Genomic DNA, 22,258 nt, shown 5'->3' with positions numbered 1-22,258 from the left:
GCTCTGCAGAGAGCTTGCCCCACAGCGCCTGATGCAGACGCAGGGTGATGTCGGCATCTTCCGCCGCGTAAGGAGCCGCCTGCTCCAGTTCAATCTGGTTGAAGGTGAGCTGCTTGACCCCCTTGCCGGCGATCTCTTCGAACGAGATGGTCTCGGCGTTCAGATACCTGCGAGCCAGTGAATCCATGTCGTGACGGCTGGCAGTGGAGTTGAGCACATAGGACTCGAGCATGGTGTCGTAGGCGATACCCTGCAGCTCGATGCCGTGATTGAGCAGCACGTTGCGGTCGTACTTGAGGTTCTGCCCCACCTTGAGGCGGGTCGGATCTTCCAGCAGCGGCTTGAGCTTGCCGAGTACCACGGCCTCGGTCAGCTGCACCGGCGCCCCCAGATAGTCGTGGTCGAAGGGGACGTAGGCCGCCTTGCCCGGCTCGATGGCAAAGGAGACGCCAACGACCCGCGCTTCCATATAGTCGAGACTGGTGGTCTCGGTGTCGAAGGCAAACAGCGGCGCCGCCTGCAGACGGGCCAGCCAGTCGTCGAATTCGGCCTCGTCCAGAATGCAGCGATAGTCGGTCTCGATGGCGGCTACCGGGGCGGCACCCTCATCATCACCTTCGGCTTCGCTCTCATCAGCGCCTCCGGATTCCAGCTCTTTGATCAGGTTGCGCAGCTCGTACTCGCGATAGACCGCCAGCAGAGCCTCCTTGTCGATGGGGCCGAGCTGCAGCTCTTCCAGACTCTGCTCCAGCGCCACGTCGGTCTTGATGGTGGCCAGCACATAGGAGAGGCGCACCTGCTCTTCCTGCTCGCGGAACTTGTCGGCGAACGCCTTGGAGCCACGGAAACCGAGCGCAGCCACCTTGTCGAGGTTGGCGGCGATCTCGTCGATACTGCCGATCCCCTGCAGCAAGGCCAGTGCGGTCTTCTCGCCAACGCCGGTCATGCCGGGGATGTTGTCCACCTTGTCCCCCATCAGGGCCAGATAGTCGATGATGAGCTCTGGGGGTACGCCGAACTTCTCGATCACCCCTTCTCGATCGGTCTTCACGTCCTTCATGGTGTCGATCAGAGTGACATGGTCGGAGACCAGCTGCGCCATGTCCTTGTCGCCGGTGCTGATCAGCACCGGCAGCTGCTTCTCGGTCGCCTGACGGGCCAGAGTGCCGATCACATCGTCCGCTTCTACCCCTTCCACCATCAGGAAGGGGAAACCCATCGCCTTGATCATCTGGTGGATGGGGGCAACCTGGCTGCGCAGATCATCCGGCATGCTGGCCCGGTTGGCCTTGTATTCGGGATAGATGTCGTCGCGGAAGGTCTTACCCTTGGCATCGAACACCACGGCCACATGGCAGTCGGGGTACTGCTTGCGCAGGCTGCGCATCATGTTGGCCATGACACGGACGGCGCCGCTCGGCAAACCGGTCGAGGTGCGCAGATCGGCCTGCTGGGAGGCAAAGAAGGCGCGGTAAAGATAAGAGGAGCCGTCGACCAGAATAAGGGGATTGCTAGGGGCCATGAAATCGTCCTGCCAGAGATAAACAGCCGCTAGGATGCCACAGGGGCCCCCTCACACCAAGGGGGGCAGAGACCCGACAGAAAGAGCCACACAAGCCTCAGTTCTGTGGATAACTCTGTGCTCAAAAATGGAGTCGCGGAAAAACCACAGTGATAGACCTGTGGATAAAAAACAAAAAATACATATATAACAATATATTGAGATCACAAAAACCGATCGCTAGACCATGAGGATGATCTCGATCAATGTGGAAAAAAATTTAAGGGAGTAGGTACGGCAGGATCCGAAACGAGACAATCCTAGCACAGCAAGATGACTTGACCAGCGGATGGCGAGCGATAACCATACAAAAGTACAACAATCCATCTTGGCTCACATTTTCAACAACAAGGAGTTTGCCATGAAAAAAGTGGCCGTGATTTTGAGTGGCTGCGGTGTCTTTGACGGCGCAGAAATTCATGAAGCCGTCATCAGCTTGCTGGCACTGGCACGCCAGGGTGCTACCGTGCAGTGCTTCGCTCCGAATGTCACGCAGCTCCATGTGATCAACCACCTGACCGGTGAAGTGAGCGAGGGAGAGAGCCGTAATGTGCTGGTCGAAGCGGCGCGTATCTGCCGCGGCCAGATAAAGGATGTGGCCGAGCTGGATGCGGCCGATTATGACGCCCTGCTGGTACCCGGCGGTTTTGGCGCAGCCAAGAACCTGTGCGACTTCGCCATCAAGGGGGCGGAGTGCCAAATCCAGCCTGATGTGATGAAGGCGTGCCAGAGCTTTGCCAATGCCAACAAACCGGCCGCCTACATCTGCATCGCTCCGGCCATGATCCCGCTCATCTACGGCGCCGGCACCCTGGCCACCATAGGCCATGACGAAGGCACCGCCAACGCCATCGAAGCGATGGGCGGCAGCCACCTCAACTGTCCGGTCAACGAGTTTGTGGTGGATCAGGAGCGCAAGGTGATCTCTACTCCTGCCTACATGCTGGCCAGCAATATCGTAGAAGCGGCAGACGGCATCGAGAAAACCGTCAAACAGCTGCTGGCACTCTGATTTCCCGGCCGACCAAAACAAACGGGCCGCTCATGGAGCGGCCCGTTTTCAATTCTCGCGGATAGCGACCGATCAGATGCTTTCGCCCATCTGATCCATCTTGCCCAGCAGAGCACGCAGACGCTCCTGCCATGCAGCGTGCTCGTTGCGCAGCTGATGGTTCTCGTCTTGCAGCTTGGTGTTCTGCTCTTTCAGATCGTCCAGTTCCATCTTCAGCAGGGAGATGTTGTCGACGGCGGATTGTACTTTGGATTCGAGTTGCTCAAGGACTTCTAGTGACATATGCATACCTGTTTGTTCAATTGCGATGCCCCACAGAGGGCGATTCAAGCGCGTGGAGCCAGCATACCCCGAGCCTATCGGCACAAACAAGCCAGTGCGCTGCAAAATGCCTCTTCCACAGAGGTATTGTCTAAATATGCGTCTATTTTTCTCGCATCCTGCGCAGCTCACCGGTGAAGAGCGATATAGCACCCCATCAGCAGGCAACCAACCCCGTACATCAGCAGGCCATAGAGCAGGTTGCCACGCAAGATGGCGGCAGCACTCAGGTTGTAACGGGAGGCCAGCGCCAGATTGGATCCGGAGAGCGGGCTGGTGCCCGTGGCAATCCCCCACCCCAGCAGAAAACACATGCCGAGCAGGCTGGGATCCGGTGACAGAGGCCAGAGCAGCGGCGCCAGTCCGGAGATACTGATGAGCGGGTGTACTCCGACGATGGCGACCAGCAGGATCAGCAAGAGTGCGAGAGATGCCTCCAACCAGCCGAAGTGGTTGAACAGCGGCAAACCGTGCCCGCCACCGAGATCGATGACCGACACGGCGCTGTTGATGCCGGCAGCCAGCAGGCCTGCCCCCAGAAACAGCACCAGTTGACCACCGATGGCAGGAAAGCGCTCCACCACCTGCCTTTTGAGCGCGGCCTTGCGGCCGATATGCGGCATAAACAGCAGCGCCAGCAAGGGTGCCACCAGCGCGATAACGGCCATGATGCCGAGATCTGGCCAGATCTGCTTGATGAGCAGCACCAGCCCGGCCAGGGTGATCGGCAGCCCCAAGGTCTGCAGCCGCAGTGGATAGCCGGCAAAATCCGCCACTCCGATCCGCTCCACCTGCCAGGCCGTTATCGTCATTGCCAGCAGGGTCGCCACCACGCCAAACGGCAAGATGTTCGACAGCTTGAGGCCTGGTGCGTAAGTGAGTGCCACCGCCATGGCGACAAAGAAGGGGGACCAGAAAGCGGCGACGCAGAAGATGCGGCTCAGCACCAGCACCTGACGTCGCTCAAGGGTACCGTTACGTTCCAGCCGATCGCCGATGATAAAAAGCACCGAGAGGTTGATGACAGCCCCCAGCAGATTGAGGCTGGCCATGGTGCTCCACAGCCCCTTGCGCCCTTGCCACGAAGTGGTACCGGTCAAGAGACCCGAGGTAGCGAGATTGAGGGTGCTCACCGCAGCAAACATGGTGAGCATATTGATGTTGGACAGCAGCCAGGCATCTGCACTGAAGCTGGCACCCCGCCACCAGGAGAAAAGCAACAGCACAAACGCAGCACCGTAAAGTGCCAGCGCCTGCCGTCTGGCTGCGCCGGCCAGCCAGGGCCAGGTGAGCAGGGAAGCGGCCCAGGCCGCGATGGCCGCCGGCCAGGGAGAGAACCCCAGATAGAGATGCAGCAGGTTAAGCAGCCACATCCCCAGGATCAGATAACCCGACCAGCGTTTGGCCATCGACTACTCCGGCCGGGAGATCAGAGGCACTGATCCATATCCAGCGAAGGCTTGTCGCACTCCGGACGGCCGACGATTTTGGCGGGTACGCCAGCGACTGTGGTATGGGGTGGCACCGGGTTGATCACCACGCTGCCGGCGCCAATTTTGGCGCCCATGCCCACTTCGATATTGCCGAGCACCTTGGCGCCCGCCCCTATCATCACCCCTTCGCGGATCTTGGGATGGCGATCGCCGCTCTCCTTGCCGGTACCACCGAGGGTCACGCTCTGCAGGATGGAGACGTCATCTTCAATGACCGCCGTCTCGCCTACCACTATGCCGGTGGCGTGGTCAAACATGATCCCCTTGCCGATGCGGGCTGCCGGATGCACATCGACCCCGAATACCACCGAGATCTGGTTCTGCAGGTAGAGTGCCAGCGAGCGGCGCCCCTGACGCCACAGCCAGTTGGCGACCCGATAGCCCTGCAGGGCATGGAACCCCTTGAGGTAGAGCAGCGGAGTGGAGAAGAGGTCAACCGCCGGATCGCGATCCTGTACGGCACAGATGTCGGCGGCAACCACAGCCAGCAGCTCCGGCTCGCTGCGCAGCGCCAGCTCGATCACCTCGCGCAGGGCGATGGCGGGCATGGTGGCGCTGTCGAGCTTGTTGGCCAGCTGGAAGCTGAGGGCCGAGCGCAAATTCTTGTGATTGAGAATGGTGGAGTGGAAGAAGCTGGCCAGCATCGGCTCCTGGGCCGCCATGCACTCTGCTTCTTGCTGAATTTTCTGCCAGGTTTTGGCAACCAGATCATCCATGTTGCAGCCTACTGTTGTTCAGGGTGAGGGCTCTGTTGTTCTTTTGTCAGCACCGAGATGGGGTCCATGTGGATAATTACGTCCATTCGCTCGAAAGCCTGGCGCACGGCCAGCTCGGCTTCATCGGCGATTTGATGGGCCTTGACCAGAGGGATCTGGTCATCCAGCTCCAGGTGCAGCTGCACAAAGCGGGTCGGCCCCGACTGGCGGGTGCGCAGATCGTGGACGCCGTGAACCCCTTCGACGGCGCAGCAGAGGGCCATTATTCTCGCTTGTTCTTCGGCTGGCAACTGACGATCGAGCAGCGCCTGCACCGATTCGTAACCAATATGCAACGCCCCCCACAGCAGGAACAGACCGATCAGGATGGCAAACAGGCCGTCGGCCCAGTACCACCCCTGTCCTGCCAACACCAGCGCCAGCAGCACCCCGGCGTTGAGCAGCAGATCAGAGCGGTAGTGCAGCATGTCGGCCTTGATGGCGACGCTGTTGGTCTTGCGAATGACAAAGCTCTGGAAGCTGACCAGCAGCAGGGTCAGCACGATGGAGCCACCACTGACCCAGAGGCCCGCCTCCAGCCGCTCGATAGGTGCCTGCTTGAGCAGCGACGAGATGCCGTGCATCACCAGCAGCAAAGCGGAACCCGAGATAAAGGCCGACTGGATGAGTCCGGCCAGCGACTCGGCCTTGCCGTGACCGAAGCGGTGCTCGTCATCGGCAGGGGCCAGCGCATAACGGATGGCCAGCAGGTTGATGATGGAGGCGCTCACATCCATAAAGGAGTCAGTCAGGGATGCCAGCAAGGTTGATGAATCTGTCATCAGCCAGGCGATCAGTTTGCCGATGATGAGCAGGGTGGCGGTCGTGACGGCCGCCATGCTGGCAAAGGTAACCCAACGGGAATATTGTTGATGGCTCAAAACCGGCTTTCCTCTGGCGATGAAAAACTTATTATACCCTGACCCCGGCGTCAGTTTGGCGCGAAAATCTGCGGAATAACACCCGATGAACAGAATACTCCTGGTCGACGACGATCTTGAATTGACCCAGTTGCTCACCGAAATTCTGACCCTGGAGGGATTTCAGGTCACGGTCGCCGAGGATGGTGAAGAGGGGCTGCAACGACTGGCAGAGCAGAGCTTCAATCTGGTACTGCTCGATGTGATGATGCCCAAACTCAACGGCTTCGCCATGCTGGCCAAGCTGCGCAAGACCCATGAAACACCGGTACTGATGCTGACCGCCCGTGGCGACAGCCAGGATCGGGTCAACGGTCTTGAGGCGGGGGCCGACGACTATCTGGCCAAGCCGTTCGATGATCGGGAGCTGCTGGCCCGGGTGCGTGCCATCCTGCGCCGTACCCAGAGCGCCCCGCCCCAGCGCGGCAACTCCTCCGACGAAGTCAGCTTTATGGACATAGTGCTGCAACCCGGCCTGCAGCAGGCACGCTGCGGCGAGCAGCTGCTGGAGCTGACCGCTACCGAGTTCGGCCTGCTTGAGTGCCTGCTGCGCAATCCCGGCCAGATCGTCAGCAAGAGTCACCTCTCCGAGCAGGTGCTCGGCAAGAAGCTGGAGCCCTTCGATCGCGCCATCGACATGCACCTGAGCAACCTGCGCAAGAAGCTGCCGGAGCGCGTCGATGGCCAGCCCCGCTTCAAAACCGTACGGGGGCGCGGCTATCTGTGGCTAGAGCAAGAATAAAGGGGGGCACCTCCCTCAACGGGATCTCGACCCACATCTTCCTCTGGTTCTGGTTTATGTTGCTGGTGATCCTCGCGGCAGTCATCAGCCTGCCGACGCTCGATCCCCGCAACCAGATCCCGCTGCCCACTCACGAGGTGGCACGGATGCAGAACAATGTGCAGGCGCTGCTCAATGCCGCCGACCCGGATCAGGATTTCGATCTGGCCAAGGCGATGGACAAGATCGCCATGCTGCCGGTGGACAACGTCTATATCCGCGACGAGAAGGGGCAGATCCAGTCCACCACCCATCCACGCAAGTTCGTGGTGCGCTTCATGGTGGATGCCGATGACCCAGGCAAGCCCATGCTGCGCAACGAGCACCGCAAAGCGATCGCCGGCCCCTTTCTGATGCAGCATCACGGCCACAGCTACCACGTCTATTTCGGGCTCAATGCCGAAAACCCCTACCTGTTCCTGTTCATTCAGGTGCTGGATCACCCGATCCGCATTCTCGGGGTAGCCATGCTGATTAGCACGCCGCTCTGTCTGCTGCTCGCCTGGCGGTTGACCCGCCCGATCCTGCAGTTGCAGAAATCGGTCTCCCAGCTGGCGGCCGGCAACCTTGAGGTGCAGATCCCCAACCTTGGCCGCCGCGACGAGATCGGCCAGCTGGCCGACCATGTCAGCCGCATGGTGGAAACGCTTAAGAGCATGATCCAGAAGCAGAAACAGCTGCTCTCAGACATCTCTCACGAGCTGCGCAGCCCCTTAACCCGGATGCAGCTGGCGCAGGCGCTGATCCGCCGCAAGCAGGGCGACAGCGCCGAGCTGGCCCGGATCGAATCGGAGATAGGCCGCCTGGACAAGCTGATCGGGGACCTGCTCGACCTGTCGCGGGTACAGCAGCATGTGGAGGCCCCCGTCGTGCAGCCGCTGGCCGATCTGCTGGAACCCATGCTCGAAGATGCCATGTTTGAGGCGAACCAGAGCGGCAAACAGCTCAGGCTGCCGCAACTGCCGACCGAGTCGATCCAGATGTGGCCGGAGCTGCTCTCGCGAGCCATCGAGAACCCGCTGCGCAACGCCCTCAAATATGCCCGCGAGTTTATCAAGGTGGAGTGGTATCGGGATGGCAAGGAGTGGGTGATGACTATTCGGGATGACGGGCCCGGCGTACCTGACGAGCAGCAGCCGCTGCTGTTCCAGCCCTTCTTCCGGGTCGATGATGCCCGCAATGCCAAGACCGGCGGAACCGGGCTGGGGCTGGCTATCGCGGCGGAGGCGATCCAGCGCCATGGCGGCACCATTGCCGCCAGCAACAACCACCCGACCGGCCTCACCGTCACCATCAAACTACCGGTCGCCTGACCCTTTTCATCGGCACGGGCGCTGGGTATGCTGGCGCCCCTTCTTGCCTTTACATCTCTTTGCAGGAGCTCGTCATGCTCGATATCGTCCTCTACCAGCCCGAAATTCCGCCCAATACCGGCAATATCATCCGGCTTTGTGCCAATACCGGATACCGGCTCCATCTGATCGAGCCGCTGGGATTTGAGTGGGATGACAAGCGGGTGAAGCGGGCGGGACTCGACTATCACGAGTTTGCCGAGGTGAAGCGCTGGCCGAGCTATGAGGCCTTTCTGGCAGAAGTGGCGCCCAAGCGGGTATTTGCCTGCACCACCAAGGGACGCACCGCGCACTCGGCCGTGCAGTTTGCTCTCGGCGACGCCCTGCTGTTCGGCCCGGAGAGCCGCGGCCTGCCCATCGAGATCATCGAGAGTCTGCCATTCGAGCAGCGGGTACGCATCCCCATGCTGCCCCAGAGCCGCAGCATGAATCTCTCCAACGCGGTCTCGGTCTTTGTCTACGAGAGCTGGCGCCAGCTCGGTTATCCCGGCGCCATGTAAGCGCCACCGATGATCAGTGGCGGGCGTCCAGCAGGCGCCCGCTTCGCTCCAGTCGCCAACAGGTGACCCCCAGTGACAAGCCACGCCCCACCATCAGCGTCGCCATCGCAGCCCACAGTGCCGCAACACCCCACGACTGACAGAGCCACCAGATCGGGAAGAAACCGCCAAATGCCGCCAGCAGCATGCTGTTGCGCATCTCTTTCGCCCGGGTCGCCCCGATGAATACACCATCCAGCAGGAAACACCAGACCGCCAGCAAGGGCATCACCACCAGCCAGGGCAGGTGGCGGGTTGCCTCCGCCACGACCGCCGGAATATCGGTGATATAGCCGATAAGGTGGCTACCGAAGAGGGCAAATATCAGGGTAAAACCGCTGGCGATGAGGGCCGCCCAGCCCAGATTGAGCAGGATGGCCTCCCGCAGCCGGTGCCGATCCCGCAAGCCGATGGCCCGCCCGACCATGGCCTCGACGGCATAGGCGAAGCCATCGAGCCCGTAGGAGATGAGCATCAGGAAGTTGAGCAGCACCGCATTCGCAGCCACCGCCACATCGCCCAGCCGGGCACCTTGCAGAGTCATAAAGGCAAAGCAGAGCTGCAGGGATAAGGAGCGCAGGAAGATATCGCGGTTGAGGCCAAGCAGCCGCACCATGGGAGCAAGCTGGCGCCAGCGCTGCCAGCCATCCTGCCACACCGTCGGCGCCAATTGCCGCAGCTGACGAGATACCAGCCAGATGCCGACCCCCAGCGCGCAGTAATCGGCCAGCACCGAGGCCGCCGCCACGCCGCGCACCTGCCAGCCGAGCCCCAGCACAAACAGGGCATCGAGCGCCATGTTGACCAGATTGGTGAGGATCAGCATCGCCATGGGACTGCGGGCATCCTGCATCCCCAGCAGCCAACCCATGATCACCAGATTGCAGAGCGCCGCCGGAGCGCTCCAGATCCGCACCGCCACGTACTGGCCAGCATAGAGCTGAACCTCGGGCGAGCCGCCGCTCAGGGCAATCAGCCGTGGCAGCAGGGGAAACAGCAGCAGAAGCAGAGCCAGCCCGAGGGCAACGGCCAGCCCCAACCCGCGCAGCAGGGTATCGAGCTGGGCCCGCCCGTCAGCAGCACCGTGCGCCTGCGCCGTCAGTCCGGTGGTCGACATCCTCAGGAAGCCGAGCAGCCAGAAGATGAGATTGATGAGGGTCGCCCCGACCGAGACGCCCCCGAGAAACCAGGCCTGCCCGAGATGACCGATCACCCAGGTATCCACCAGCCCCAGCAGGGGGGTGGTGATATTGGAGAAGACCATCGGCAGGGCGAGGGCAAAGACGGCGCGGTGGCGAGAGGGATCTCGCCACCAGTGGGCAACAGAGTGCGTCACTCTCAGTGACCTGTCAGCTTCAGGATGCGGGAGAAGTCGGAGAGCATGCTATCCATCTGCACCAGCGGTACCTGGCCGCGCTCCACCTTGGGCCGGAATACCCCCTGCAACTTGCCCTTGGGGTTGATGAGGACGATGGAGGCGGAGTGATCGATCAGGTAATCCTTCTCCCCCTCCTTGGCGATGGAGTAGACCAGCCCCAGATTGCGCACAAACGGGAACAGCTTGTCGTGTGGCGCCGTCGCCGCCTTGAACTCGGGGTTGAAGAAGGCGGTATAGGTTTTGAGACGGGCAGGATCATCGCGCTGGGGATCCGCCGAAACAAAGACCACCTGAGTGGTCGGTGCCAGCTTCTTCAACTGATCGTAGACGGAGCGGATATCCGCCAGCGTGGTGGGGCAGATATCGGGACAATAGGTGTAACCGACGAAGAGAAAGGTCCAGTGTCCCAGCAAGTTGGCCGGGGTGAATGGCTTGTTGTCGGCATCGATCAGCTGGAAGTTGTTGATGTCCCGCCCGACCGGATAGTAGTCAGCATGCTCCGGTCGTTTTGGCTGGGTGAGATAGAAGGCAAGGATCAGGCAGCCTGTCAGCAGCAGAAACAACAGAGGATAGCGAAGCTTCATCATAACAAGAGACCCTTTCGGTTCAGTACACACAGCATCGATAGCCAGACAGGTGGGGGATTGTACCCCAGCAGGGCATGAACTGGAGACTCCTTGTACACGGCTCTGTCAGGAACAGACCGTTTGGTTCAATTAAGCAGCAACCACAAAAACAAAAACCGGCTCTTTAAGCGAGCCGGTTTTGTGGGTCTCTGCCGCCATCCATCCCCTTCACGGGCGGTTAATGCGCCTCTGCTGCAGCATTTTGCCGAGCGCTCTGGCACTGATGGGGATCACGGGCGCCAACCAGTTTTCCTGCGACTTGGCAACACCATGGCTCCGCTTGAATAGCAGCACCAACTGTACCACCTTCTCTTTCGGGCAACCCAGCCAGAGCGTCCAGTGCGAGCCCTTGTGGTGCAGCCAGAGCCCGTAAAACCAGGTCAACCGGCTGCCTCTGAAAAAACGGGTGATGGAGGATACCGGTGCCAGTTCCCTCACCCCTGTATCCCATGGAGATCTCGATGCCATAACCAGTCCTCCCTGACCGACAAGTTATGCTGTTTCGCCTGCCCGACTCTGCCGGCAGCACGGCGACTTGCCATACCACGAGTGACGCCCCATGGCAGGGGTGCCCCCTCTCCCTTCATATCCCGTGAAGGTGCATTGCCCACGCTTGTTCTGAATTTGCCCCTATTACCCGCCACAGGCCGGCAACGCATGGCAAGAAGTCTCTTTATTGGCGAGACCCTGATTTGAGCATATATCCGAAATGAATGATTGGCAGCCACTCCCTTCGTCGAACGCCTATCGAGTCTCGCAGCAATGGGCTAGCGGCCAGGCCAACAGGAAAGGCGCAAAACAAAACGGCCTCCCGCAGGAGGCCGTCTCATAGCAAAGGGGAAATTACATCCAGTCGGCGTTGCGGATCACGCCGACGGCCAGACCTTCGATAGTGAGGTGCTGGCTGGAGAGATCCACCTCGATGGGGGAGAGCTCTTCGTTTTCCGGCAGCAGCCACACCTGGCTACCCTTGCGCTGGAAGCGCTTGACGGTGACATCCTCATCGAGACGAGCCACCACCACCTGACCATTGCGCACCTCCTGAGTCTTGTGCACAGCCAGCAGGTCGCCATCCAGAATGCCGATGTTCTTCATGCTCATCCCCTGCACCCGCAGCAGAAAATCTGCCCGCGGATGGAACAGGGCAGGATCCACCTGATAGTGGCTCTCGATATGCTCCTGCGCCAGGATAGGTTCGCCGGCAGCCACCTTGCCAATCAGGGGCAGGCCGCTCTCTTCCAGCACCTCTTCCTCCTCTTCAAGCAGCAGGCGGATGCCGCGGGACGTGCCCGGCATGATCTCGATGACCCCTTTTTTGGCCAGGGCCTTCAGATGTTCTTCGGCCGCATTGGCCGACTTGAAACCAAGCTTCTGGGCAATCTCGGCGCGAGTCGGCGGCATGCCGGTTTCGCTCATATTCGCCTTGATCAACTCCAGCACTTCGGCCTGGCGGGGAGTAAGGGGTTTCATAGAATGGGCACCTGTCTTTTTATACAGCACACTGGCAGTATATACAGTGCAGTGACCAAGGCAAGGCAGAGCTGACATTTGTCGCGACAAACCGCTCATTTATCGCTGTTTTGATCCTGCGCAGCTGACTCATCGTACCTCTCGGCGACAAGGGGCCGCCGATTTGCTATGCTCACGCCGCATTTTTTTGGAGAGCAGACACACATGTCCCTAGGACAGAAGATTTCCAGAGCCATCTTGCAATGGCCGGTCAGCGGCTTGGTCAATCACAAGAGCCTGCCGGAAAATCCCATCACAGAACTCAATCTGGATCCGGCCAGACCCATCGTCTACGCCCTGAAGACCAGTTCGATCACTGACCTGATGACCCTGCAGCAATGCTGTGAGGATCTCGGTCTGCCCGGCCCCTTCACGCCGCTGGAGCTTAACAGCCAGCTGCTGCCGCGCTATGTCTGTCTGGATCGTCCGCCTCCCCTGTTTGGCAAACGCAGCAAACCTCTCCCCTTCCTGCAGGAGTTCCACCAGCTGCTGGATCTGCACAAGCAGGATCCCGAGCTGGATATCCAGGTGGTGCCCGTCACCCTGTTCTGGGGCCGCGCCCCGGGTCGGGAAGGCGAAGAGGCATCCGGCTGGAACATCATCAGCAGTCTGGCGCCGAACCGGCTGAAGAAGGCGCTCATCGTGATCCTCAAGGGTCGCGAGAATCTGGTGCGCTTCTCGCCGCCGCTCTCCCTGCGCTATATGGCCGACAAGCACGGCACTGACGAAGGGATCGCCCACAAACTGGCGCGGGTGGCTCGCACCCACTTCAGCCGCCAGCAACTCGCAGCCACCGGCCCGAAACTGCCGAACCGCCACCTGCTGTTCAAACAGCTGCTCGACTCCGAAGTGATCCAGCAGGCGATTGAAGAGGAGGCCCAGCGCGAAGGGATCAGCCTCGAGAAAGCCAAGAAGCGGGCTCACGGCTATATGGACGAGATCGCCTCCGACTTCTCCTACCGGCTGATCCGCCTTGGCGAGAGTTTCCTCGGCTGGCTGTGGAACAAGCTCTACCGCGGGCTCTCCGTCAACGGCGCCGAGAAGGTACGCCAGCTGGCACAGGAGGGGCACGAGATCGTCTACGTCCCCTGCCACCGCAGCCACATGGACTACCTGCTGCTCTCCTACGTTATCTATCACCAGGGGATGGTGCCGCCCCATATCGCGGCGGGTATCAACCTCAACTTCTGGCCGGCGGGCCCGATTTTCCGCCACGGCGGCGCCTTCTTCATCCGCCGTACCTTCAAGGGCAATCCGCTCTACAGCACGGTATTTCGTGAATACCTCAACCTGCTGTTCGCCAAGGGTTACTCGGTGGAGTTCTTCACCGAGGGTGGCCGCTCCCGTACCGGTCGCCTGCTGCCGCCCAAAACCGGCATGCTGGCGATGACCCTGCAGGCGATGATGCGCGGGCTGGACAGACCGGTCACTCTGGTGCCCGTCTATCTCGGTTACGAGCACGTGATGGAGGTGAACACCTACCACAACGAGCTCAAGGGCAGCCGCAAGGAGAAAGAGAGCTTCCTGCAGGTGCTCGGCATCCTGCGCAAGCTGCGCAACTATGGCCGTGGCTTCGTCAACTTCGGCGAACCGCTGACCCTCAACAGCTACCTGAGCGAGCATATTCCCGACTGGAAACAGCACATTGGAGAAGAGGAGCGTCCGGAGTGGATGGCGGGCACCGTCAACGAACTGGCCGAGCTGCTGATGACTCGCATCAACGGGGCTGCCGCGGTCAATGGCCTGACCCTGAGCGCACTGGCACTGCTGGCCGCCGAGCGTCACGCCCTGACCCGCGACGAACTGCAGGCCCAGCTCAACACCTATCTGGATCTGCTCAAGCAGGTGCCCTACAGCCCGCACAGCACCATGCCGGCCGAAGATGCCGCCACCCTGCTGGATCAGGCGATGGAGCTCAACAAGTTCGAGGTGAGTGAGGACAAGCTGGGCCAGATCATCAGTCTGGACCGCTATCAGGCGATCCTGCTGACCTACTACCGCAACAACATCCTCCACCTGTTCGCCATGCCTTCGCTGGTTGCGGCCCTGATCGAGCGTTGTGAAGGGATCTCCCACAGCGAGCTGCTGGCCCGCTGCATCGACATCTATCCGCTGCTCAAGACCGAGCTGTTCCTGCGCTATGAAGAGGATGAGCTGCCGGAGCTGGTCTATGCCCTGCTGGCCGAACTGCAGCGCCAGCAACTGATCGAAGCGCGCGATGGCGGCTACTGGGTCAACCCGGCCAACCAGATGCGCCTGCTGCTGCTGGCGGAGAGCATTCAGGAGACCCTGCAGCGTTACGCCATCGTGCTGACCCGGGTGCTGGCCCAGCCCCATATCGAGGCGGAGCAGCTGGAAGCGGACGGCCTGATGATGGCTGAGCGCCTCGGCACTTTGCACGGTATCAACGCCCCCGAGTTCTTCGACCAGAAGCTGTTCAGCACCCTGATCCACACCCTGCGCAAGGAGGGTTACTTCTCCTCCGACTGCAAGCCGGATCTCGGCCGCTTCCAGGCGCTGGCCGATAACATAGTGCCGCTGCTGAGCAACAAGATCCGCCGTACCATTCAGGCGGGCAACCAGCTCTGATCTGCAACGCAAACAAAGAAGGCCGCATCATGCGGCCTTCTTTTTTATCGGAGTTTGCGCGGGAACAGGTCACGCCAGCAGGTAATCGAGCACCACGCCGATGAAGATCAGCGCCCCCACATAGTTGTTGTTGAGAAACGCCTTGAAGCAGGCTTCACGCTCGCGCTCGCGGATCAACCGCTGCTGGTAGACGAAGAGCACCCCAGCCCCCAGCAATCCCCAGTAATACCAGCCCCCCAGCGCCATCAGCTGACCAACCACCAACATGATCAGCAGGGTGCCCAGTTGCAGCGCCCCGATGATCCGCTTGTCGTTGCGGCCAAACAGGATGGCGCTCGATTTGAGGCCGAGCTTGAGGTCATCGTCCCGATCCACCATGGCGTACTGGGTGTCATAGGCGATGGTCCAGAGCAGGTTGGCCAGGAAGAGCAGCCAGGCAACGAGGGGCAGAGCATTGGCCTGCGCCGCATAAGCCATGGGGATCGACCAGGAGAAGGCCAGCCCGAGCACAAACTGCGGGTTGGAGATGAGCCGCTTCATGAAGGGGTAGCAGACCGCCAGCAACAGAGCGATAAACGACAGGCTGATGGTGAGCGGGTTCATGGTCAGCACCAAGGCAAAAGAAATGAGCGCCAACACGAAGAAGAGCGCCAGCGCCTCGCGCGGATCGACCCTGCCGGTCGGCAGCGGGCGCCCGGAGGTGCGTTTGACATGGCCATCGAAGTCGCGATCCGCATAGTCGTTGATGACGCAACCAGCCGAGCGCATCAGAAAAACGCCCACGGCAAAGACGATGAGATTCCAGAGGTTGGGGACACCACCTGCCGCCAGCCACAGTGCCCAGAGGGTGGGCCACAGCAGCAGCAGGGTACCGATGGGTTTGTCGATGCGAGCCAACTGCATATAGGCCAGCCCTCGCTCCTTGGTCAACAGATTCACTCCAGCTCCTTGTTACAAACGAGAGAAGGCAGAAACAGCTCGTGAACCAGCAGTGGCCACGGCCCCAGAAACAGACGGGAGCGACGCCCCCAGACCACGGCAGCCGGACAGCGGGGGTTGGTGGCGATCTCGAAGCGCGCCACTTGCAGATGATCGCGCCGCGCCGGCTCGTGGCCGAATATCCGCTCCCCGAGCGGCTGCTCGCCAAGATCGGCCAGCCCGCTTCCCTCCAGCGCCACATCGGCAAACAGGGTCCAGCCCAGAACCGCCGGCCCCCGATCGCCGTGCAGGATCACCTCGCGGCAGATCCCGGCCGGGGTGGGCGCATCCACCAGCCACTGCTCATCGGCAGTGAGAGAGACCTGATGATTGCCAAGCCACTCGACCGAGAAGTGGCTGTTGTGCTGGCGCAACCGCCGGGTCATGGAGCCCGGCTCCAGCAACCAGGGGCGCAGCGAGGCTGGCAATTCACAACTTTCCGGAGCCAGCCAGCTACCCGAGAGCGTGAGGGGAACAGTCAACTCGGACTTCACAGCTTCACCATCCAGAGATTTCCGTGTTCAGGTTAAAATCCGGTTTATTATCCGTAAATCAATCGCGAAATGTAAGAACATCCGTGCTTGACGGCCCCGATGGCAGCATCAAAAATGGGGTATCTCTTGCTGATGAGCCATCCATATGAAGCTATTCAAATTTCTGCTGGTGTTGTTGCTGAGCTGCGGTGCACTTCAGGTCTATGCCTCTGAAGGAGAGGAGCCGCCCGCAGAGGGAGAAGCGGCCGCCGCTCCCAAACCCGGCTTCTACTACCACCTGCTCGATCCGGACATCATCACCAACTACCTGAGCGATGGCAAAACCCTCGGCTACGTTCGGGTGACGGTAGAGTTGATGGCGGCCAACGAGGGCGACCTCAAGCTGCTGGAGCAGCATGATCCGCTGATCCGCGACGCCATTATCCGCCTGATGGGCAGCAAGAGCACCGAGCAGATCAAGTCACTGGTGAGCCGCGAAGAGCTGCGCAAGGAGTGCGAAGCCAAGGCAAACGAGCTGCTGGTGAAAGAGACCGGCAAGAAAGCGGTGCGCGAGCTCATCTTCACCAAATTCCTCTACCAGTAACGTTTCATTCGCAAACCCGCCAGCAGGGATTATCCCCGGCTGGCGGGTTTGTCGTTTATTCGAAATGAAAATTGATTACAATACGCCCGTCGAGTCGTAGAGGTAATCGTTATGGGCAGCAAGACCCTGTGTGAGTGGCGCCGCCACGAAATCCCCACTGATCTCAAAGCGCTGCGCAAGATAATCCGCAAACCCAAATTCGTCTGCGGCAAATGTGCCCGCAGCGCCAACGAGAAAGGCTACCTCTGCCAGCCGCTGCGGCTGAAAGAGGAGTAACGCCTCCCCGTCAGGACGTTATTGATCCGTCCACCCCTGCCGTCCCTGTTCAAACAGCCGGCGGGCCTGCATGTCGTTCGGGCAGACGCCGCGATACTCGCCACCGGAGCGACCGGCCAGATAGAGGTGCTCAGGGCGACAATACCAGGCCAGCCCTTTCTGGCGTCCCTGCTCCCACAGTTCGCTATCCACCTTCTTGCCGCACTGGGCCTGATGGAACTCGACCCGCTCGGCGGTGAACCCCAGCTTGCCATCAGCCTCCCCGACATCACTCCACACCTTCTCGCAGGGATCGTTGTTGGAGGCGCAGCCACCCAGCAGGGCTGCCAGCAGTATGATGGTGAGTCGCATAGTCATCCTTGAGTGTCGTTTGAGCAGTTCATTCTTATCCAGCCACCCGGTGACCACAAGAGGCACAAGCAAGCCCTGTGAGCGCCGCAAAAAAATCAGGCGGGCACAATGCCCGCCTGTTCATTCAATGCTGCGGTTCACTGGTCATCGAAAGGGTCATCATCCTGCCAGCTTTCGTCTTCCCACTGATCCAGCTCCTCTTCCCAGGATTCCGGCTCCCAATCATCGTCTGACGAGTCGTAATCCGGCTTGTGTCCACCCATCTTCACTCTCCTTGGATAGTTCACCCGCAATCCAATTCTATCCGGAAATGTCGGGCTCGCCAGTCGTCAGAGTTCAAAGTTTGACCAGGGTGCGCCCCGCGATTTGACCCAGCGTGATGGCCTCGGCAGCCTCGACCACCTGCTCCAGCCCGATCTCGGTGACCGCCTGAGCAAAGAAGCTGGCTGGCAGATCCCGTGCCAGTCGCTGCCACGCCAGTTGACGACGTGCCAGCGGGCACATCACCGAATCGACCCCCTGCAGCCGCACATTGCGCAGGATAAAGGGCATCACACTGGTCGGCAGATCGAAGCCCCCCGCCAGCCCGCAGGCTGCCACGGCGCCGCCGTAGTTCATCTGTGCCAGCAGTTTGGCCAGTACCTGACTGCCGACAGTATCGATGGCACCGGCCCACAACTGTTTCTCCAGCGGTTTGGCAGGCTCCAGCAGCTCGCTGCGCGGCACGATGCGGCTGGCACCGAGCGCAGTCAACATGGCACCCTGCTCTTCGGGACGACCGGTCAGCGCCGCCACCCGATAGCCAAGAGCCGCCAGCAGGGCGACCGAGGCGGAGCCCACGCCACCTGCCGCACCGGTGACCAGCACCTCACCGCTTGCCGGGGTAATGCCCGCCTCTTCCAGCGCCAGCACGCAGAGCATGGCGGTAAGGCCGGCGGTGCCGATGCACATGGCCTGCCGCTCATCGAGCCCGGCGGGCAGCGGCACCAGCCAGTCGCCCTTGACCCGCGCCTGTTCGGCCATGCCGCCCCAGTGCCCTTCGCCCACGCCCCAACCGGTCAGCACCACCTTGTCTCCCGGCTGATAGCGGCTGTCGGCGGATTCGAGCACGGTACCGGCGAAGTCGATGCCGGGCACCAGCGGCCACTGACGCACAATCTTGCCCTTGCCGGTGATGGCCAGCCCGTCCTTGTAGTTGATGGAGCTGTAGCTTACCGCTACCCGCACCTCTCCCTCCGGCAACTGGCTCTCGGTCAGTCGGGTCAGGGTCGGAATGGTCTTGCCGTCTTGGTTTTCCAGTAACAGAGCCTTGAACATGGTTGCCTCTTTGATGGGGATTGAAACGGAACGGTTAGCTGCTTTGGCGCTTTTGCAGCTGAAAATCGAGAGCCAGTGCCGTACCGGTTACCAGCTCTCCGGCCAGTTGGCGCAGGATCAGCCCGGCGGCCTCCTGCCCCATTTTGCGATAGGGGATCCGAACCGAGGTCAGGGTCGGATAACAGGCGCGCGCCACATCCAGATCATCAAATCCGGCGATGGCGAGTTTGCCCGGCACATTCAAATGACGACGCTGGCACTCGAACAGCACGCCGGCAGCCAGCTCGTCGTTGACACAGATAAGTGCGTCCAGCTCGGGCCAGCGCAGCAGGAATTCACCCAGCATGGTCGCCCCCGTGCTGAAGTTGGGGCGCTCCGAGGTATTGATGATGGCATCAGGAGAGAGGTAGTTGTCGAGCAGCGCCTTGTGCCAGCCCTGCATCCGCTGTTGCAGCATCCACTGCTCCTGACGGGCACAGAGAAAACCGATATTGCGATAGCCACGTTCGATCAGGTGGCGGGTCAACTCATAACCAGCATCGAAGTTGGAGACTCCCACATTCATGTCGATGGGGCTGCGGGCCATGGCACCCACCTCCACCACCGGCAAACGGGCAGCTTTCAGGCGGGCACGGATCGTCTCGCCGGGATCGCCACCAAACAGCACCACCGCCGCCGGATTGTGCTGCAAGAAGCTGGTCAGCAAGCTCTCTTCCTGCTGTTTCAGATGCTGGGCATCCCCCAGCATGATCTGATAACCCTCGTCGAGCAGGGCCTGTTGCAGGCCCGCAATCATCTCGCCACAACCGGCATCCGCCAGACTGGGCACTATGACCACTATGGTCTGGGAGATACCCGACGCCAGCGCACCGGCGGCACGATTGGGGATATAGCCGAGCTCTTCCACCGCGGCTTCGATACGCTCGCGCATCTTGTCGGAGACCAGTTCGGGGGTGCGCAGGGCACGGGAGACCGTCATGGCCCCCACTCCGGCCAGCTGGGCCACATCGTTGAGGGTCACCCGACCCGTGCTACGGCGCTTTTTCGCTTCTGACATCCATCCCTTCCTCGGCTTGCGGCTGCTCACTTTAAGGCAAAAGAGCGCCACTGACTATTTGCTCAGGGCCGATTCTACTCTCTTTCCCCTACCACAGGGGCAGGATGGCTCCCGTTAATGGGTGAAGTGATAGCGCTATCACAGTTTCATGTTAGCGCTATCTGATAGCGCTAACTTTCGCGATCACCCTCACAGTTTCACCACCGCAAGATCGATAGATTGGCGCCATCTTAACTAGCCGGATCACCACCATGCTGACTCAACTGCTGACCGAGGATGTCATCCGCATCGAACCCGCAGCCCGCGACTGGCGCCACGCCATCGAGCTGGCCACGGCGCCCCTGCTGGCCAATGGCACCATCGAACCCTCTTACGTGGCGGCGCTGTTTCGCTCTCATGAGGAGCTCGGCCCCTACTACGTACTGGGCCCCGGTCTGGCGATGCCCCACGCTCGTCCCGAGGACGGCGTCAACCGGCTGGGTCTGGGGCTGACCGTCATCAAGCAGGGGGTCAACTTCGACTCCGAGGGCAACGACCCGATCCAGCTGCTGATCACCCTGGCCGCCAGCGACAGCAACTCCCACGTGGAGACCATCGCCCAGCTGGCCGAGCTGTTTATGAATGAAGAGGACGTGGCGGCCATCATTGCGGCCGACACCAAAGACGACATCCTGCGCATTCTGGCGCGCTACTGATCTGCGCCACGGCGCTCCTGACAGAGGAAGAGACAATGAAAATTCTGGTTGTATGCGGTCACGGTCTGGGCACCAGCCTGATGATGGAGATGAGCATCAAGAGCATCCTGAAAGAGCTGGCAGTCACCGCCGAGGTGGATCACCGCGATCTGGCCTCTGCCGGCAGCGAAACCGCCGAGATCTTTGTCGCCACCCGCGACATCGCCGAGCAGCTGCAAGCCATGGGCGTCAACGGCCGTCTGGTAGCCCTCGACAACATGGTCGACAAGGCCGCGATGAAAGAGAAGCTCGCCACCGCCCTGCGCGAACTGGGTGCCCTCTAAGGATCCTCCATGCGGCCTGCGGGCCGCATCTTCCATTGCCAGGAGCTGACCATGGAATTTTTCAACTTTCTGATGTTTGACGTGCTGTCCGAGCCCGCCGTGCTGGTCGGCCTGATCGCACTTATCGGCCTGATTGCCCAGAAGAAACCGGTGACCGAGTGCATCAAGGGCACGGTCAAGACCATAATGGGTTTCGTCATTCTGGGGGCCGGTGCCACTCTGGTGATCAACTCGCTGGGTGACTTTGCCGTCATCTTCCAGCACGCCTTCGGTATCAAGGGGGTCGTCCCCAACAACGAGGCCATCGTCTCCATCGCCCAGACCTCGTTTGGCAAGGAGATGGCGATGATCATGTTCTTCGCCATGCTGGTGAACATCCTGATCGCCCGCCTCACCCCGTGGAAATTCATCTTCCTGACCGGTCACCACACCCTGTTCATGTCGATGATGGTGGCGGTGATCCTCTCTGCCGGCGGCATGAGCGGCGTGCCGCTGATCGCGGTGGGCAGTCTGGTGGTCGGCGTCGCCATGGTCTTCTTCCCGGCCATCGCCCACCCCTTCATGAAGCAGATCACCGGCTCAGATGACGTGGCACTGGGCCACTTTTCCACCTGCTCCTACGTGCTCTCCGCCCTGATCGGCGCCAAGTTCGGCAACAAGGCCCACAGCTGCGAAGATGTGCAGGTACCGAAGAGCCTGCTGTTCCTGCGCGATACCCCGGTGGCCATCTCCTTCACCATGGGCATCATCTTCCTGGTGACCTCCGCCTTCGCCGGCCCCGAGTTTGTCTCCAGCGTCGCCAAGGGCAAGCACTGGTTCATGTTCTCCCTGATGCAGTCCATCACCTTCGCCGCCGGTGTCTACGTCATCCTGCAGGGTGTGCGGATGGTCATCGCCGAGATCGTACCGGCCTTCAAGGGGATCTCCGACAAGCTGGTACCGAACGCCAAGCCGGCACTCGACTGCCCGATCGTCTTCCCCTACGCCCCCAACGCCGTGCTGATCGGCTTCCTGTCGAGCTTTGCCGCCGGCCTGGTGGGAATGGCGCTGCTCTACGCCATGGGCCTGACCGTCATCATCCCGGGCGTAGTACCACACTTCTTCGTCGGCGCTGCTGCCGGGGTGTTCGGCAACGCCACCGGTGGTCGTCGCGGCGCCATTCTGGGTGCCTTCGCCAACGGCCTGCTGCTGCTCACCATTCTGCCGGTGTTCTTGCTGCCGGTGCTGGGCGACCTCGGCTTTGCCAACACCACCTTCAGCGACTCCGACTTCGGTGTGGTCGGCATCCTGCTGGGGCTGATCGTTCGCTAATTCCGGTCACCGCCAAAAACAAAACGGAGCGCATCGC

The 22,258-nt window shown here is 60.8% G+C and carries 25 protein-coding genes (1 of these 25 cut by a window edge); 10 read left to right on the top strand and 15 right to left on the bottom strand.

The genetic code is table 11. The features are described 5' to 3' along the window. On the bottom strand, positions 1-1,522 hold the 5' portion of the coding sequence (polA, locus tag WE862_RS05780) for a DNA polymerase I (protein WP_042030404.1). Its footprint begins 1,232 nt before the window's first position; the window shows 1,522 of its 2,754 coding nt (coding positions 1-1,522); the start codon lies at positions 1,520-1,522; the stop codon falls past the left edge of the window. Between the two features lie 400 nt (positions 1,523-1,922). On the opposite strand from polA, the gene elbB reads away from it, so the two are divergent. Beyond that, a complete protein-coding gene (elbB, locus tag WE862_RS05775; protein WP_042030409.1) occupies positions 1,923-2,573 on the top strand; it encodes an isoprenoid biosynthesis glyoxalase ElbB in 651 nt (216 codons plus the stop codon). Between the two features lie 72 nt (positions 2,574-2,645). On the opposite strand, the gene WE862_RS05770 is transcribed toward elbB, so the two are convergent. From WE862_RS05770 to WE862_RS05755, 4 genes are all read right to left on the bottom strand, one after another. After that, positions 2,646-2,855 carry a cell division protein ZapB gene (locus WE862_RS05770; RefSeq protein WP_033113622.1) on the bottom strand — a complete coding sequence of 70 codons (210 nt, stop codon included), beginning with the start codon at positions 2,853-2,855 and terminating at the stop codon, positions 2,646-2,648. A gap of 167 nt (positions 2,856-3,022) precedes the next feature. After that, positions 3,023-4,303: a hypothetical protein gene (locus WE862_RS05765; protein WP_042030402.1), complete on the bottom strand. Its 1,281-nt coding sequence runs from the start codon at positions 4,301-4,303 to the stop codon at positions 3,023-3,025. A 20-nt stretch (positions 4,304-4,323) separates the two neighbouring features. After that, positions 4,324-5,103, bottom strand: a complete 780-nt coding sequence (gene cysE / locus WE862_RS05760) for a serine O-acetyltransferase (RefSeq protein ID WP_042030401.1) — start codon at positions 5,101-5,103, stop codon at positions 4,324-4,326. 8 nt (positions 5,104-5,111) lie between these two features. Then, the gene (locus tag WE862_RS05755; RefSeq protein WP_041210793.1) at positions 5,112-6,023 is read right to left on the bottom strand and encodes a cation diffusion facilitator family transporter; all 912 of its coding nucleotides are present in this window, start codon (positions 6,021-6,023) and stop codon (positions 5,112-5,114) included. An 85-nt stretch (positions 6,024-6,108) separates the two neighbouring features. On the opposite strand from WE862_RS05755, the gene WE862_RS05750 reads away from it, so the two are divergent. The 3 genes from WE862_RS05750 (at position 6,109) to trmL (ending at position 8,695) form a co-directional block, all read left to right on the top strand. Then, positions 6,109-6,804 (top strand): response regulator, encoded by a 696-nt coding sequence (locus tag WE862_RS05750; RefSeq protein ID WP_042030400.1) that lies wholly within the window; start codon positions 6,109-6,111, stop codon positions 6,802-6,804. Beyond that, positions 6,786-8,156, top strand: coding sequence for an ATP-binding protein (locus tag WE862_RS05745; protein WP_198493550.1), 1,371 nt, complete (start codon positions 6,786-6,788; stop codon positions 8,154-8,156). Before WE862_RS05750 ends, WE862_RS05745 begins: the two co-directional genes overlap by 19 nt. A 74-nt stretch (positions 8,157-8,230) precedes the next feature. Then, the gene (trmL, locus tag WE862_RS05740) at positions 8,231-8,695 is read left to right on the top strand and encodes a tRNA (uridine(34)/cytosine(34)/5-carboxymethylaminomethyluridine(34)-2'-O)-methyltransferase TrmL (RefSeq protein WP_042030399.1); all 465 of its coding nucleotides are present in this window, start codon (positions 8,231-8,233) and stop codon (positions 8,693-8,695) included. A gap of 13 nt (positions 8,696-8,708) precedes the next feature. Here the strand turns inward: trmL and dinF are convergent, their stop codons facing one another. The 4 genes from dinF to lexA form a co-directional block, all read right to left on the bottom strand. Next, complete coding sequence (gene dinF / locus WE862_RS05735) at positions 8,709-10,070, bottom strand: MATE family efflux transporter DinF (protein WP_042030397.1); 1,362 nt, start codon at positions 10,068-10,070, stop codon at positions 8,709-8,711. Between the two features lie 2 nt (positions 10,071-10,072). Then, positions 10,073-10,699: an SCO family protein gene (locus WE862_RS05730; RefSeq protein WP_042030396.1), complete on the bottom strand. Its 627-nt coding sequence runs from the start codon at positions 10,697-10,699 to the stop codon at positions 10,073-10,075. Between the two features lie 207 nt (positions 10,700-10,906). Beyond that, positions 10,907-11,122, bottom strand: a complete 216-nt coding sequence (locus tag WE862_RS05725; protein WP_081849401.1) for a hypothetical protein — start codon at positions 11,120-11,122, stop codon at positions 10,907-10,909. Between the two features lie 459 nt (positions 11,123-11,581). After that, complete coding sequence (lexA, locus tag WE862_RS05720; RefSeq protein ID WP_033113613.1) at positions 11,582-12,208, bottom strand: transcriptional repressor LexA; 627 nt, start codon at positions 12,206-12,208, stop codon at positions 11,582-11,584. Positions 12,209-12,412: 204 nt separating this feature from the next. On the opposite strand from lexA, the gene plsB reads away from it, so the two are divergent. After that, positions 12,413-14,836, top strand: coding sequence for a glycerol-3-phosphate 1-O-acyltransferase PlsB (plsB, locus tag WE862_RS05715; RefSeq protein WP_042030395.1), 2,424 nt, complete (start codon positions 12,413-12,415; stop codon positions 14,834-14,836). Positions 14,837-14,905: 69 nt separating this feature from the next. On the opposite strand, the gene ubiA is transcribed toward plsB, so the two are convergent. Then, positions 14,906-15,775 (bottom strand): 4-hydroxybenzoate octaprenyltransferase, encoded by an 870-nt coding sequence (gene ubiA / locus WE862_RS05710; RefSeq protein WP_071914913.1) that lies wholly within the window; start codon positions 15,773-15,775, stop codon positions 14,906-14,908. Continuing rightward, positions 15,772-16,308, bottom strand: coding sequence for a chorismate--pyruvate lyase family protein (locus WE862_RS05705; protein WP_042030394.1), 537 nt, complete (start codon positions 16,306-16,308; stop codon positions 15,772-15,774). Before WE862_RS05705 ends, ubiA begins: the two co-directional genes overlap by 4 nt. A 145-nt stretch (positions 16,309-16,453) precedes the next feature. Between WE862_RS05705 and WE862_RS05700 the strand changes: the two genes are divergently transcribed. Continuing rightward, entirely contained in the window at positions 16,454-16,891 is a 438-nt protein-coding gene (locus tag WE862_RS05700; RefSeq protein WP_042030393.1) for a flagellar basal body-associated FliL family protein, read from the top strand. Positions 16,892-17,002: 111 nt separating this feature from the next. Continuing rightward, positions 17,003-17,167: a hypothetical protein gene (locus WE862_RS05695; protein ID WP_104016832.1), complete on the top strand. Its 165-nt coding sequence runs from the start codon at positions 17,003-17,005 to the stop codon at positions 17,165-17,167. A gap of 18 nt (positions 17,168-17,185) precedes the next feature. Here WE862_RS05695 and WE862_RS05690 read toward each other — a convergent pair whose 3' ends face one another. The 4 genes from WE862_RS05690 to WE862_RS05675 all read right to left on the bottom strand — a co-directional run bounded on the left by WE862_RS05690 (position 17,186) and on the right by WE862_RS05675 (position 19,892). Next, entirely contained in the window at positions 17,186-17,518 is a 333-nt protein-coding gene (locus tag WE862_RS05690) for a DUF2799 domain-containing protein (RefSeq protein ID WP_042030392.1), read from the bottom strand. 137 nt (positions 17,519-17,655) lie between these two features. Further along, positions 17,656-17,781, bottom strand: coding sequence for a hypothetical protein (locus tag WE862_RS05685; RefSeq protein ID WP_255940094.1), 126 nt, complete (start codon positions 17,779-17,781; stop codon positions 17,656-17,658). Positions 17,782-17,854: 73 nt separating this feature from the next. Then, positions 17,855-18,835, bottom strand: a complete 981-nt coding sequence (locus tag WE862_RS05680) for an MDR family oxidoreductase (RefSeq protein ID WP_042030391.1) — start codon at positions 18,833-18,835, stop codon at positions 17,855-17,857. A 34-nt stretch (positions 18,836-18,869) separates the two neighbouring features. Continuing rightward, positions 18,870-19,892, bottom strand: a complete 1,023-nt coding sequence (locus WE862_RS05675; protein ID WP_041210783.1) for a LacI family DNA-binding transcriptional regulator — start codon at positions 19,890-19,892, stop codon at positions 18,870-18,872. Positions 19,893-20,143: 251 nt separating this feature from the next. Between WE862_RS05675 and WE862_RS05670 the strand changes: the two genes are divergently transcribed. The 3 genes from WE862_RS05670 to WE862_RS05660 are packed head-to-tail and all read left to right on the top strand — an operon-like array spanning position 20,144 to position 22,221. After that, positions 20,144-20,587, top strand: a complete 444-nt coding sequence (locus WE862_RS05670) for a PTS sugar transporter subunit IIA (protein WP_033136381.1) — start codon at positions 20,144-20,146, stop codon at positions 20,585-20,587. A gap of 35 nt (positions 20,588-20,622) precedes the next feature. Then, entirely contained in the window at positions 20,623-20,910 is a 288-nt protein-coding gene (locus WE862_RS05665) for a PTS sugar transporter subunit IIB (RefSeq protein ID WP_042030390.1), read from the top strand. Positions 20,911-20,961: 51 nt separating this feature from the next. Then, complete coding sequence (locus WE862_RS05660; protein ID WP_042030406.1) at positions 20,962-22,221, top strand: PTS ascorbate transporter subunit IIC; 1,260 nt, start codon at positions 20,962-20,964, stop codon at positions 22,219-22,221. The last annotated feature ends 37 nt before the right edge of the window (positions 22,222-22,258 follow it).

This window comes from Aeromonas jandaei, assembly GCF_037890695.1.
In the GTDB taxonomy this organism is placed as follows: Bacteria; Pseudomonadota; Gammaproteobacteria; order Enterobacterales; family Aeromonadaceae; genus Aeromonas; species Aeromonas jandaei.
This window is presented reverse-complemented; position numbering and strand designations above follow the sequence as displayed.

Coding starts and splice junctions, on each gene's coding strand:
- elbB (WP_042030409.1), top strand. CDS start 1,923: ATGAAAAAAGTGGCCGTGATTTTGAGTGGCTGCGGTGTCTTTGACGGC.
- WE862_RS05770 (WP_033113622.1), bottom strand. CDS start 2,855: ATGTCACTAGAAGTCCTTGAGCAACTCGAATCCAAAGTACAATCCGCC.
- WE862_RS05765 (WP_042030402.1), bottom strand. CDS start 4,303: ATGGCCAAACGCTGGTCGGGTTATCTGATCCTGGGGATGTGGCTGCTT.
- cysE (WP_042030401.1), bottom strand. CDS start 5,103: ATGGATGATCTGGTTGCCAAAACCTGGCAGAAAATTCAGCAAGAAGCA.
- WE862_RS05750 (WP_042030400.1), top strand. CDS start 6,109: ATGAACAGAATACTCCTGGTCGACGACGATCTTGAATTGACCCAGTTG.
- trmL (WP_042030399.1), top strand. CDS start 8,231: ATGCTCGATATCGTCCTCTACCAGCCCGAAATTCCGCCCAATACCGGC.
- WE862_RS05730 (WP_042030396.1), bottom strand. CDS start 10,699: ATGATGAAGCTTCGCTATCCTCTGTTGTTTCTGCTGCTGACAGGCTGC.
- lexA (WP_033113613.1), bottom strand. CDS start 12,208: ATGAAACCCCTTACTCCCCGCCAGGCCGAAGTGCTGGAGTTGATCAAG.
- plsB (WP_042030395.1), top strand. CDS start 12,413: ATGTCCCTAGGACAGAAGATTTCCAGAGCCATCTTGCAATGGCCGGTC.
- WE862_RS05700 (WP_042030393.1), top strand. CDS start 16,454: ATGAAGCTATTCAAATTTCTGCTGGTGTTGTTGCTGAGCTGCGGTGCA.
- WE862_RS05695 (WP_104016832.1), top strand. CDS start 17,003: ATGGGCAGCAAGACCCTGTGTGAGTGGCGCCGCCACGAAATCCCCACT.
- WE862_RS05690 (WP_042030392.1), bottom strand. CDS start 17,518: ATGCGACTCACCATCATACTGCTGGCAGCCCTGCTGGGTGGCTGCGCC.
- WE862_RS05685 (WP_255940094.1), bottom strand. CDS start 17,781: ATGGGTGGACACAAGCCGGATTACGACTCGTCAGACGATGATTGGGAG.
- WE862_RS05680 (WP_042030391.1), bottom strand. CDS start 18,835: ATGTTCAAGGCTCTGTTACTGGAAAACCAAGACGGCAAGACCATTCCG.
- WE862_RS05675 (WP_041210783.1), bottom strand. CDS start 19,892: ATGTCAGAAGCGAAAAAGCGCCGTAGCACGGGTCGGGTGACCCTCAAC.
- WE862_RS05670 (WP_033136381.1), top strand. CDS start 20,144: ATGCTGACTCAACTGCTGACCGAGGATGTCATCCGCATCGAACCCGCA.
- WE862_RS05665 (WP_042030390.1), top strand. CDS start 20,623: ATGAAAATTCTGGTTGTATGCGGTCACGGTCTGGGCACCAGCCTGATG.
- WE862_RS05660 (WP_042030406.1), top strand. CDS start 20,962: ATGGAATTTTTCAACTTTCTGATGTTTGACGTGCTGTCCGAGCCCGCC.